We start from the raw sequence: 12,137 nt of genomic DNA, 5'->3' as shown, positions 1-12,137 counted from the left end.
AGTCCTCCCTGGGATGTGCGGGCACCTTATGACAACACCGTTGACCTGTGAAGGACCCGGGCAGTTTCATGTCCGCTCACCGGGGCCGGCCAGGCCCCCAGGTGCGAGCGGAGAGCCGGCCATGAACGACACGTCCCGCAACGTCGACCCGCCCGAGCTGCGCAGGTCCCTCGGGGTCCTGGACGGCATCGCCGTCGCCGCGTCCAGCACGGCCGCGACCACCAGCATCGGCATCGGCCTCGGGGTCACGGCCGGGGTGGTCGGCCTGCATCTGCCGGCCATCATGCTGCTAGCGTTCCTGCCGATCCTGGGCATCGCGGGCGCCTTCTCCCGCCTGAACAGGGTGGAGCCCAACGCCGGCAACGGGTATGTGTGGGTGGGACGTTCGCTCAACCCGTGGCTCGGCTTCATGGTCGGCTGGGTGAACCTCTCGGCGTCGGTCGCGTTCCTCGCCTACACCACGGCCGTCACCGGGTCGGCGATCCTGCAGCTGGCCGGCGAGGCCGGGCTGCACCGGGTGGCCGGACTCGCGCTGGATCCGGGGTCGACCGCGCAGTCGACGGCGGTGGGCATCGGGATCCTGATCGCCGTCACGCTGACGGCCGTGACGGGCATCCGCACCGCGGCGCGGTTGCAGAGCGGCCTGCTCGTCTTCGAGTACGTCGTGCTGCTCGGGTTCTGCGGCTACGGCATAGTCACCGGCCCGCACGACTTCAGCCTCTCCTGGTTCGACCCCTTCGCCATTCCGTCGGCGTCGGCGCTCGCGCAGGGGATGCTGCTGTCGGTGTTCTGCTACTGGGGCTTCGAGGCCGCGTTCAGCGTCAACGAGGAGGTCCGCCACCCGCGGGACGCCTCCCGTGCCGGAATGATCACCCTGGTGACGATGCTGGCGCTGTTCCTGCTCGGCTCGGTCGCCTTCCAGCGGGTGCTGTCCGAGGACGAGCTGGCCGGGCACGGGGCCCAGGGCCTGGCGTACTTCGGTGACCGGCTGGCCGCGCAGCCGCTGGCCGCGCTGCCTCTGGTGGCCCTGATGTTCTCGGCCGTGGCCTCGCTCCAGGCCGGGGTGATCCCCACGGCGCGCGGCATGTTCGCGATGAGCCGGGACCGTACCGTCGGCCCGGTGTGGTCCAAGGTCAGCGCCCGGTACGGAACACCGGCGGCCGGCACCCTGCTGATCGGGGCGATCGCCACCGCGGTGGCCGCGCTCGCCCTGGTGATCCCGCGGCTCGCCGACATGATCCTGGCGACCGTGAACGCCGTCGGCATCGTCGTCGCGCTCTCCTACGCGCTCACCGCGCTCGCCGCCGCCGTGCGCTTCCGCTCCCTGCTGCGCACCGACCCCTGGCAGGGGGTACGGGCCGTGGTGCTGCCCACCCTGAGCGCCGCCGCGCTCCTGGGCCTCGGCGGCTACCTCGGCTGGTCCTTCTACACCTCCGCCGACCGGCTGGAACTCCGTCCGGACAACGGCTGGTTCCTGCTGCTCATGCCGCTGGCGATGATCGCGTCCGGCTTCGTCGCCGCCGCGTACGCCAAGTGGGTGCGCCGCTCCCCGTACTTCCGCACCGGCGAGGGCACGGACGCCGACGCGCCGCAGCTGCTCGCCACCCCCAACTGACCCCCGACCGACCCCACAAGGAAAGAGAACATGCACGCTGATCTCCTCTTCACCGGCGGCCCCGTCCTCACCCCCGAGGGCCGCACGGCGAGTGCCGTGGCCGTCACCGGCGACCGGATCACCGCCGTCGGGCACGACGAGGTGCACGAACTCGCCGGGCCCCGGACGCAGGTGGTCGACCTGGCCGGACGGCTGCTGCTGCCCGGCTTCCAGGACGCCCATGTGCACCCCGTGCCGGCGGGCCTGGAGCTCACCCAGTGCGATCTGACCGGGACGCGGACCGCCGACGAGACACTGGCCGCCGTGCGCGCGTACGCGGCCGCGCATCCGCAGCGGGAGTGGATCCTCGGCGGCGGCTGGTCGATGGAGGCGTTCGAGGGCGGTACGCCGACGAAGGAGCTGCTGGACGCGGTCGTCCCCGACCGGCCCGTCTATCTCCCCAACCGCGACCACCACGGCGCCTGGGTCAACAGCCGTGCCCTGGAGCTCGCGGGCATCACCCGGGACACGCCCGACCCGGCCGACGGACGGATCGAGCGCGACGCCTCCGGTGAGCCGAGCGGCACGCTGCAGGAAGGCGCGATGCAGCTCGTCGGCCGTCTCACCCCGCCGGCCACCGCGGCCGACCGGCTCGCCGCGCTGCTGCACGCCCAGCGCCATCTGCACGCGCTGGGCATCACGGCCTGGCAGGACGCGCTGGTCGGGGACTTCCTCGGCATGGACGACCCCTCTGACGCGTATCGGACAGCGGCCCAGGACGGCTCGCTGACCGCGCGGGTGGTCGGCGCGCTGTGGTGGGACCGGGAGCGCGGCGCCGAGCAGATCCCCGAACTCGTCGAGCGCCGGGCCGCCTTGAGCCACGGGCGGTTCCGGGCGGGCAGCGTGAAGCTGATGCTGGACGGGGTCGCGGAGAACGGTACGGCGGCACTGCTGGATCCGTACCTCGACAACTGCGGCTGCACGACGGCCAATCGAGGCAACAGCTTCATCGATCCACAGCAACTTCCGCTGTATGTGACCGAATTGGACGCACTCGGTTTCCAGTGCCACTTCCACGCGCTGGGCGACCGGGCCGTGCGCGACGCGCTGGACGCGATCGAGGCGGCGCGCGCCGCGAACGGGCCGAGCGACACCCGGCCGCATCTTGCGCATCTTCAGGTCGTGCATCCCGAGGATGTGCCGCGCTTCGCCCGGCTCGGTGCCACCGCCAACATCCAGCCGCTGTGGGCGGCGCACGAGCCGCAGATGGACGAGCTGACGATTCCCTTCCTCGGGCCCGAACGCGCCGCGTGGCAGTACCCGTTCGGGTCGCTGCTGCGCTCCGGGGCGCGGCTCGCGGCGGGCAGCGACTGGCCGGTGAGCAGCCCGGATCCGCTGCAGGGCATCCATGTCGCGGTCAACCGCGTGGAGCCGGGCGGCACAAACCCGGTGTTCCTGCCCGGCGAGCGGATCGGTGCGGCGCAGGCGTTCACGGCGTACACGGCCGGGTCGGCGTACGTGAACGGGCTGGACGACACGGGCCGGGTGGCCGCCGGGGCGCTGGCCGATCTGGTGGTCCTGGACCGCGATCCGTTCGCGGGACCGGCGGAGGCGATCGCGGAGGCGAAGGTGGCGCTCACCTATGTAGGGGGCCAGGTAGTGTACGCGGCTCATGAGGCGTGAGCAGTAACACACGTCACGGCAGTATCACGGTGTAGATCATTTACGCTCTGGGCAGTCTCGTAACGCTTCTCGGCCCAACTTTCCGGCCAGGAAGCGGAGTTCGAGTGCGCGGGCGGCCGATCCGGCCGCCCGTTCGCAGGGGCGGGGGGCTCTGCGTTCCGTATCCCGGAAGGACATCTATGCCTCAGGACGTCAGGTTCGACCTGCCTTTCGACACCCTCCGAGTACAGGCCCTCGGACCTGCCACAGGCCGCCGCCCGCACCTTTCCGCACGCGTCGGCGGACGACATGGACGTCCTGATGAACTGGTTCTCCCTGGCCTTTCTCTTCGACGACCGGTTCGACGCCAGCCGGCCGGACCGCGCGGATCCGACAGCCGAGGTCGCGCGCGAGCTCATCATCACCCCGCTGCGCCCCGCGGGCAGCAGGCCGCGAGTGCTTGCTGATCAACACAGCTGAAGCGGCGCTGCTGGTACCCGACTTGCAGTAAGAGCGCTTCGACAAGGGCGGGCCGTTCATGGAAGGCCGGCGGTGTCGAGGGTGAATCTGCCGTGGACGAGCGGCCCGTCGCGTTCGAGAACCGAGCGGGCACGCGGCAGTTCGTCCTCGACGGGCAGGTGGGCGACCCGCTCCGCTTCCTCGGCCGTCAACGCAGCAGTCGTGCCCCTCGCCGTCGTTCGCAGCAGGAGCCGGAGCCGGTCGCGTGAGTCCGGCTGTCCGGCGAGGCCGTCGCGCAAGGGACAGAAGATCCTCGGACACGACCGGCCGACAACCACGGTCGATCGATTCCGTTGCCAGGACCACAGCTTGAAGGAGACCGGTGTGACATCTCAAGTCGTAGGTGCTGTTCCGAAGGCGCCCGCCGACAGCTCGCTCCCGGCGCAGCCGAGCGCCCAGCTCCAGCCCGAGGAGGCGGGGAACACCCTGGCCCGCCTCTTGGCGAAACGCATCAATGCGAGCACGGAGCAGTACCGAAGCTGCCAGAACGCCGCTCAGCAGCGGCTGGACGAACTCATATCCCCCCGCTCCAGCACCACGCTGCATGTGGAGGGAGCCCTACAGCTGGCGCCGCGCGCGTTCCTCCCACCCGACGAGGAGGGCTACGCCAGGTTGAGGCGGCTCGACACCAGCCTGCGCACGATCGAGGCAGCCTTCCCCCAGGTCAGCACCGATATCGAGGTCTGCCGACTGACCTCCATGATGCTGGAAGGGGCCTGGCGGAGCCGGGCGCTCGCCCCGCCGCGCGAGGAGGAGCAGACAACCGTCTGCGACTGCCCCCTGTGCCGTCGGCTGCCCACGCCCCCCGCACGCACGCTGGATGACTACCGTTGGCGACAGAGCGCCGGTCGTCCCCTCACCGTCAAGACCTGGCCGTACCGCCCGGAACTCGACAGCGTCCTGACTCTTGGATGGTCCTGGGTCCGGCAGTTGAACGACCTTGAACGAGACCTTGGCCACCGCCACCGCTTCGAGGACGACATCCTCCTCTTCCACGAGTACAAACGCGTGATCGACACCATCGATACCACGCGCCTCACCCAACTCGTCGAAGGCCGCTTGGCCGAGAGTTTCAGCACCAACAGCGCACGGGCCCTGGTCTGCGGACTCTACGCAGCCCATAAGCGATCCGTCGACGAGTACTGGCTCCAACAGCACCACGCGGGCACCGTCTCGCTCCCCCAGACCAACCCACTCACCCAGAGCACCTACGCACTCCTGCAGATGCTGGACTGCCTGTTCTGGCACGTCTCACCCGACACCGAACTCTGGCAGGAAGAACACCTCGCCGCCCTGCTGCTGTGCCGCGTCATCGACGACATGACCGACGTACGAGCCGACGCCCTCACCGGCGAGATCAGCAACTTCTGGCTCGCCGACATGCCCACCCACACCAAGGCCCTCTTCGCTGCCTGCGCCATCGCCCGCGTCAAGTACGACTGCATGCCCGAGGCGCATCCCCCGATGTGGAACACCTGGCTGATGCCCACCACCATCGTCTGGATGGGGCTCACGGGCCGCCACGCCCTGTGGTTCGACGGCATCACCCAGGGCCTCCCCCCGGCCGAGGAGTGCCCGCTCTGCGACCTGCAGCCCAACGCATGCACCGGCATCCTCACCGACGGCACCACCCTCACCATCACCCCGCGGCCCACCGCACCAGCGCTGAGCCCCCGGACCGCCGAGCTGTCCGCACGCTGCCGAGCCCAATACCCCCAGACATGGCCCCTCTTCGACGCCGAGCTCCATGCCTTCGAAGCACTGCACGGCCCCTGGTACGGCAACATCGACAGCGCATGGGAGATCCTGCGCCGCACCTACATCGCCGCCGTGGAGGCATCCAGAGCCGCACCGTCCCCGGACCGCGCTCGTGATGTCCAACAAGACTCCGGCGCAGTCGGATGTGAATACTTTTACACCCTGCACGACCCTCAAACCGGGAGGGAAGACACCGCGCTGCTCGCCTATATGTTCGGCAGCGCCCACCCGCATTTCCTCTGGAACGCCACGGGACACCGTCCTACGGGCGTCACGGGCGACTGGCTCGACGGCTGACGCCTCGGTCCCGTTCCAGAAACCCGGTAGACGGTGGTGGGGCCACCCTCACCACCGACCTCGTCGACACGGCGGCGGGAGCACTGCCAAAGTCGCCGTCCGCGTCCTGACGAGCGGAACCGGGTGCGGACGGGTGTGGAGGCCATCCAACACTGGATCAGCGGCGACCACGCGTGGGCGCTGGTCTCGGGAAGGCCCGGCGGCCGCCGCAGAGTCGGCCGGACGGGGCTCCGGGGACGACCTGCTGCCCGGTCGGGTTTCCGACCGGGCAGCAGCGTGCTCACACCGGGAACTCGACCGGCAGCCTGTCCAGCCGAGAATCCCAGGTGGAGGCGGTCGTGGTGAGCTCATCCGCCGGCACGGCCAGCCGCAGGCCCGGCAGTCGGTGCAGCAGGACGTCCACCGCAACCTCGATCATGGACTGCCCGATGCTCTGTCCGGGGCACTCGTGCGGGCCCGCGCCGAACGCCAGGTGCGCCTGGTTGCCCTGCACCGAGACACCCGGGTCGGGCCGGACCTCGGGGTCGAGGTTGCCCGAGGCGAGGCCGAGAACGAGCAGGTCGCCCTCCTCGATGCGTTGCCCGCCCAGTTCGACATCGCTGGCGGCGAAGCGCCCCGGCATGACGGCCAGCGGCGGAGAGTTCCACATGACCTCCTCCACCACCGCCGAGATGTTCAGCTGACCGCTGATCAGCCCGGAGAGCCGGGAGGCGTCGGTCAGGACCAGCTGCAGCACCCGGGCCAGCAGGTTGGTCGTGACGTGCGCGGCGATCAGCACCACGCGCAGGTGGTGGACGACCTCGTCGTGGTCGAGGGCCGCGTGATGCTCCAGCAGGCCGGTGGCGAGGTCGGAGCCGGGTTCGGACCGCCTGCGCTCGGCGAGTTCACCGAAGATCTCCCTGATCATGCCGTCGTGCATCAGGGCGTCCTCGCCGCCCTTGAGCACCTGGGCGCAGGACTCGACCAGCCTGCGCCCCTCCGCCTCGGCAAGCCCCAGAATGCGGGTCATCACGAGCATCGGCAGATAGTCGGCGTAGTCCGCCACCAGATCGGCGCGGCCCTTGTCCGCGAACCCGTCGATCTGCTTGTTGGCGAAGTGCGTGGCGTGGCGCCGGATACCGCGGCCGACAGCAGCCTGCAGCACATCGTTGACCGCGCCGCGCAGCCGGCGGTGCGGCTCGCCGTCCTGGGAGACGCAGTCGGGGCGCCAGGCCAGCATCGGAATCAGCGGCGAGGTCTCGGCGATCCGGCCCTCGTTCCAGTCCCGCCAGATCCTCGAATCCCGGCTGAACTGCAACGGATTGTCCAGCACCCGGCGGCTCTCGCGGTAGCCGAGCACCAGCCAGGCGGGGACGTCGCCCTCCAGCAGGACGGGAGCGACCGCTCCGTACCGCTTGCGCAGCCGCTCGTAGATGCCGTGCGAGTCGGTCGCCGACTCGGGTCCGTACAGCCGGGTGATGCCGTCGCCGTGCGCGACGGGGCACCCGCCCGCGGCGCCGGAACCGTGGGACTGGTCGTTCATCGGGACTCCACTGCGACGGCCGAGCGTTCCTGCAGATGACGGATCAGCGCGACGAGCACGTCCCGGCTGGAGGCCCGGTCGCGGGCGTCGCACGCGACGACCGGGATGTCCGGGGAGATGTCCAGGGCGTCCCGGATCTCCTCGACCGGGTGCTCCTTGGAGTCGGGGAAGATGTTCAGCGCGATGACGAAGGGCACGTTCTGCCGCTCCATCTCCTCGATCGCCCGGAAACTGGAGGCCAGGCGGCGGGTGTCCACCAGGACCACCGCGCCGAGCGCGCCCTTGAACAGACCGTTCCACAGGAACCAGAACCGCTCCTGGCCCGGCGTCCCGAACAGGTACAGCATCAGGCTTTCGTTGAGGCTGATCTTGCCGAAGTCCAGGCTGACGGTGGTCTCGGCCTTGTCGGCGACGCCGATGAGGTGGTCGTCCTCGACGCTGGCCTGGGTGAGGGTCTCCTCGGTGGTGAGCGGCTTGATGTCACTGACGGAGCGGACCATGGTGGTCTTTCCCGTGCCGAACCCGCCGGCGATCATCACCTTGACCGAGCGGGTGCCCCCGGCGGCCGGTTCGCCGGGATGGTCAAAGCCTTTCCAGTCCACTGAGTACCTCCTGGAGGAGCGCGAGGTCGGGCCCGCGTCCGGCGTGGTGCGCCGGGATGGGATCACGGGCTTCAATACGGCCTGCGTCCAGCAGATCCGCCAACAGCACCGCGAGAATGTTGAAGGGCAATCCGAGATGGGCGCCGAGTTCGGCCACCGACAGCGGGTCGCGGCAGCGCCGGACTATCTCCTCGTGCTCGTGCTGCATCCCCGGTGAGGGCGCGGTGCGGGAGACGATGAGGGTCGCCACGTCGAGGGTCGACGCCGACCCGCCCGGTCCGCTGCGTCCCCCGGTGAGGACGTAGTAGCGCTCAAGACCGGACGGGTCCGTGGGCCGGCGGGGAGCACTCATCCAGAGTGCTCCTCCAGGCGCGGAGTGGTGCCGAGGAGCTCACCCATCCTGCGGGCCAGGTCCCTCATCTGGTGTCCCAGCAGGCCCTGGTCGAGTCCTTCCCTGGCCAGGACACCGAGATACGTCTCGACACCCGCCCGCACGACGAACAGATGGCCCCCGTCGACCTCGATCATCGCGAGGCGCAGCTGGCCCGCGTACTTGGGGAACTGCTCGGCGACCGGCTGGGCCAGGGCCTGCAGGCCGGCCACCACGGCCGCGAAGCGGTCCACGTCGTCGGGGTCTTCGGCGCCAAAGGAGGTGATGGCCTTGCCGTCGCTGGAGGCCACGAGGGCGAAGCGGATCTCCGGGATGCTCTCCACCAGATCGCGGAGCGCCCAGCTCACGTCGGTTCCCTGTTGCGTCATGTGGACTAGTCGCTCTCTTCAATTCGATGCGAGGTGGACTCGCGGCGGTCGGACGTCGCGGGTGCCTCGGGCTCACGGCGCAGGCCGAGGGTCTCCTCCTCCGTGGACTCGTGCCCGGCGGCGGCCGGAATCCCGAACTCGGCCAAGGACCGGTCCGCGGTCGCCGTCTCCGGCCCGGTGGACTCGCGTCCGGCCGTGGCGAAGGCGGCGAGGCCGGCGAACGACTCGTCCGGGGGGACCGCGGCGACCCGGGTGACGTCCGCGCGGTCGGCCCGCTGCGGTGACCGGTCCGGCTCCGTCTCGCGGTGCCGGCTCCTGCGCCGGGGCAGTCCGCCCGGCGTGGTGTCCACCATGTCGGCGGTGTCGGCCTGCACCGGTTCGGTGACCACCGGGTCGTCGGCCGCGGGCGCCGCGGGTGCGGGGGTGGCCGGGGCGGCGGGCGTGGTCGCCGGGGTGGCGGCCGTGAGGGGGCTGAAGTACTTGTGCGGGACCACGACGACCACCGAGGTGCCGAGCCAGGGCGAGTCCGCGAAGGTGACGCGGATGCCGTAGCGGCGGGCGAGGATGCCGACGACGCGCAGACCGATGTTGGCGTCCTCGGAGATACCGCCGAGGCCGGGGCCGGCCGCGGTGCCCGTGAGGGAGTGCTCGGCCTCGCGCTTCTTCTCCTCGCTCAGGCCCTTGCCGGAGTCCTGGATCTCGATGCCGACACCGTTCGGCACCTCCTTGCCGGAGACGATCACCGGCTCGGTGGGCGGCGAATAGCGGGCCGCGTTGTCCAGGAGGTGGGCGAAGACCAGCGTGAGGTGGTCCACCAGGCCGCCGTCGACGCCGAGTTCGGGCAGATGGCGTACCTCGACCCGATGGAAGTCCTTGATCCGGCCGATGCCGCCACGGACCACGCTGAGCAGCCGCTGCGGCTCCTGCCACTGCCGGCCCGGCCGGTCCGAGCCGCCCAGCACGCCGATGCTCGCGGCGAGCGAGTCGGCGGGGCCGAGCTCCTGGTCGAGCTCCATGAGACCGCGTGCCACGGCGGGCAGCCGGCCGTGCTCGCCCTGCATCTCGTGCAGGCGGCCGCGGAGCTTGCTGGTCAGGACGTGGATGCGGTTGCCGATGCTGATCACGGCCTGCTCGGCGGAGGTCGAGCGGTTGAACTCCTCCTCGACGCCGATCAGGGAGGTCCGCAGGATCCGGCGCAGATCCGTCTGGAGTTCCTTGTCGACCTTCGCGCGCTGCTCCGTCGCCGGCAGCAGGTCGTCGATGGCGTCACCGGCGCGCAGCCGCTTCAGCGCCTCCGGCAGCTGCTCGTCAGCGAGCCGCGTGACGGCGGCCCGCTGGTGCGCGACCTGCTCCTGCCAGACCTCGGCCCGGTCGGTGAGCTGTGCCTCGTAGGACGTGGCCTGGTCGGCCAGCCGCTCCTCGTACGCCCGGGCGTTGTCACCGAGCTGAGCCTCGTAGACCGCCGTGTGTTCGCCGATCCGAGCCTCGTAGGCGGCCGCCTGCTCGGTCAGCTGGGCCTCCAGGGCGGCGCGCTCGGCGCTGAACTTCCGTTCCAGGCCGGAGACATGCTGCTGCCACTGCTGGGAGTGCTCGGCCTGCGAGGAGCGGAAGCTGCCCTCGGAGCGGCGCAGCTGCTTCTGCGAGCGGATCAGGAGCCGTACGCACACCGAGCCGGCGGCGGTCGCGGCGGCACCGGCGACCGCGACGCTTATCCGCTCGGAGCTCATGAACGTGGCGGCAACCGTCCCTCCTCCTAAGGCCAGTGGCATCAGCCACCAGCTGTACCAGGCGACAGGGGCCCGCGCCGCCGGGGGCGGAGTGGCGAGTTCCATCTGCATCCTTCGAAAGCAACACGATCGAAATGGGGGGTGTGCAAGGGCCGCACTCATGAGTACGCACTACGAGCCGACGTGAAGATTGTGACGTCAACTCGCAGTGCAGGACTGGAGCTTATCGGGTTTGGACCCGAAAGGATCAACCGCGGACATCGCCGACGTGAGGGTTCCGTCACTCTCAGACAGGAGCCCCAAATCGACAAACCCCCATACAGACGAGGGAACTTACCGACACCCCACTTGTCAGCGTTCGACAGTCCCCGCCGCGACAACTGTCCGTTCGTGATGAGCCCCGGCGGGTTACTCGCCGGTATCGTCGCCGGAGTGCCAAAGAGAGCCGGAGCGGAAGAAGTCGACATCCGCGGCCCGTTCAAGTCACTGCCGCCGGGTCTGCACGACCGCCTCAGACCGTTTTTCGCCGATATCACCGAGGAGGTCGTCCGGGCGATCAGGACGGAGATCCCCGAGTACGCGCGTCCGACGGACGACACGTACATGCAGGGTGTGCACCGGGGCGTGGATCACGCGCTGCAGGGATTCCTGGAGCGGATGGCCGAGCCGGACATCGACTGGGCGCCGGTGAAGGCGACGTACCAGCGCATCGGCCGCGGCGAGGCCGAGGAGGGGCGCAGTCTCGACTCGTTCCAGTGGGCCCTGCGGCTGGGCGCCCGGGTGACCTGGCGCCGGGTGAACGCCCTGGTGGACGACGGCCTGCTGCCCCGTCACGTGCTGGGCGCCTTCGGCGAGGCACTGTTCCTGCACCTGGACGAGATGGCGGCCGCGACGACGGCGGGCTACACCGAGGCCCGTCTGCACGCGGCCGGTGAGCTCCAGCAGCGGCGCGCACGCCTGATCGACCTGCTGACCGCCGATCCCCCGGCCGCGGCCGAGGCGATCGCGGATCTCGCGCACGCCGCGCGCTGGACGGTGCCGCGGGCGGTGGCGGTGGTGGCGGTCGAGCACGGTCCGTGGTCGGGGACGGAGCCCATCGTGCCGCCGGAGTTCCTCGCCCGGTTCGATACGCAGCCGGCGGTGCTGGTGGTGCCCGACCCGGAGGGGCCGGGGCGGGCCCGGGCGGTGGCCGGGGCGCTGAACGGGCTGCGCGCGGCGATGGGTCCGACGGTCGCGCTCCAGGAGGGCGCGCGGTCGCTGCGCTGGGCGGCCGAGGCACTGGACCTGGTCCGCCGGGGTGTGCTCGTGGGCGCCGAGGAGGACGCCGGGGTCGTGCGCTGCCAGGACCATCTGTCCACGCTTCTGCTGCTGCGCGACGACGCGTTGCTGGACGCCGTGGCCGAGCGTCGGCTGCGCCCGCTGGAGCAGGTGCGCCCGCCGCAGCGCGAGCGGCTGGCGGAGACCCTGCTGAGCTGGCTCCAGTCCGGCCGGGGCGTCACCGAGGTCGCCGCGCGCCTGGCCGTGCACCCGCAGACCGTTCGCTACCGGATGCGGCAGCTGGACGAGCTGTTCGGTGGCCTGCTGCACGACCCGGCGGCCCGCTTCGAGATGCAACTGGCGCTGCGGGCCTGGGAGCTGCGCAGGGGCGCCGGATTCGGGGGAGGCGGCACCCCCGAGTGACTTCCTGGACACCTGTC

At 70.6% G+C, this 12,137-nt stretch carries 11 protein-coding genes; 5 read left to right on the top strand and 6 right to left on the bottom strand.

Translation table 11 applies throughout. The features are described 5' to 3' along the window. Positions 1-121 precede the first annotated feature (121 nt). The 3 genes from ACIPSA_RS19660 (at position 122) to ACIPSA_RS19650 (ending at position 3,736) form a co-directional block, all read left to right on the top strand. Entirely contained in the window at positions 122-1,615 is a 1,494-nt protein-coding gene (locus ACIPSA_RS19660; RefSeq protein ID WP_402636328.1) for an APC family permease, read from the top strand. A 30-nt stretch (positions 1,616-1,645) separates the two neighbouring features. After that, positions 1,646-3,277 carry an amidohydrolase gene (locus tag ACIPSA_RS19655; protein ID WP_402636326.1) on the top strand — a complete coding sequence of 544 codons (1,632 nt, stop codon included), beginning with the start codon at positions 1,646-1,648 and terminating at the stop codon, positions 3,275-3,277. A 288-nt stretch (positions 3,278-3,565) separates the two neighbouring features. Next, entirely contained in the window at positions 3,566-3,736 is a 171-nt protein-coding gene (locus tag ACIPSA_RS19650) for a hypothetical protein (protein WP_402636323.1), read from the top strand. Between the two features lie 56 nt (positions 3,737-3,792). Here ACIPSA_RS19650 and ACIPSA_RS19645 read toward each other — a convergent pair whose 3' ends face one another. After that, entirely contained in the window at positions 3,793-4,014 is a 222-nt protein-coding gene (locus tag ACIPSA_RS19645; RefSeq protein ID WP_402636321.1) for a hypothetical protein, read from the bottom strand. A gap of 85 nt (positions 4,015-4,099) precedes the next feature. Here ACIPSA_RS19645 and ACIPSA_RS19640 point away from each other — a divergent pair, with 85 nt between their 5' ends. Then, the gene (locus ACIPSA_RS19640) at positions 4,100-5,830 is read left to right on the top strand and encodes a hypothetical protein (protein ID WP_402636318.1); all 1,731 of its coding nucleotides are present in this window, start codon (positions 4,100-4,102) and stop codon (positions 5,828-5,830) included. Positions 5,831-6,110: 280 nt separating this feature from the next. Here ACIPSA_RS19640 and ACIPSA_RS19635 read toward each other — a convergent pair whose 3' ends face one another. The 5 genes from ACIPSA_RS19635 to ACIPSA_RS19615 are packed head-to-tail and all read right to left on the bottom strand — an operon-like array spanning position 6,111 to position 10,545. Next, positions 6,111-7,352, bottom strand: coding sequence for a cytochrome P450 (locus tag ACIPSA_RS19635; RefSeq protein ID WP_402636315.1), 1,242 nt, complete (start codon positions 7,350-7,352; stop codon positions 6,111-6,113). Beyond that, entirely contained in the window at positions 7,349-7,954 is a 606-nt protein-coding gene (locus ACIPSA_RS19630; protein WP_402636312.1) for a GTP-binding protein, read from the bottom strand. The genes ACIPSA_RS19635 and ACIPSA_RS19630 overlap by 4 nt, the downstream gene beginning before the upstream one ends. Next, positions 7,935-8,306: a DUF742 domain-containing protein gene (locus ACIPSA_RS19625; protein WP_402636309.1), complete on the bottom strand. Its 372-nt coding sequence runs from the start codon at positions 8,304-8,306 to the stop codon at positions 7,935-7,937. The genes ACIPSA_RS19630 and ACIPSA_RS19625 overlap by 20 nt, the downstream gene beginning before the upstream one ends. Beyond that, positions 8,303-8,713 (bottom strand): roadblock/LC7 domain-containing protein, encoded by a 411-nt coding sequence (locus ACIPSA_RS19620; RefSeq protein ID WP_030043913.1) that lies wholly within the window; start codon positions 8,711-8,713, stop codon positions 8,303-8,305. Before ACIPSA_RS19620 ends, ACIPSA_RS19625 begins: the two co-directional genes overlap by 4 nt. Before the next feature lie 5 nt (positions 8,714-8,718). Then, entirely contained in the window at positions 8,719-10,545 is a 1,827-nt protein-coding gene (locus ACIPSA_RS19615; protein ID WP_402636307.1) for an ATP-binding protein, read from the bottom strand. Between the two features lie 327 nt (positions 10,546-10,872). Between ACIPSA_RS19615 and ACIPSA_RS19610 the strand changes: the two genes are divergently transcribed. After that, positions 10,873-12,120 (top strand): helix-turn-helix domain-containing protein, encoded by a 1,248-nt coding sequence (locus ACIPSA_RS19610; RefSeq protein WP_402636304.1) that lies wholly within the window; start codon positions 10,873-10,875, stop codon positions 12,118-12,120. The last annotated feature ends 17 nt before the right edge of the window (positions 12,121-12,137 follow it).

This window comes from Streptomyces sp. NPDC086549 (assembly GCF_044746205.1).
GTDB lineage: Bacteria > Actinomycetota > Actinomycetes > Streptomycetales > Streptomycetaceae > Streptomyces.
The sequence above is the reverse complement of the archived record's forward strand: the minus strand, read 5'-3'. Positions and strand labels throughout refer to the sequence as shown.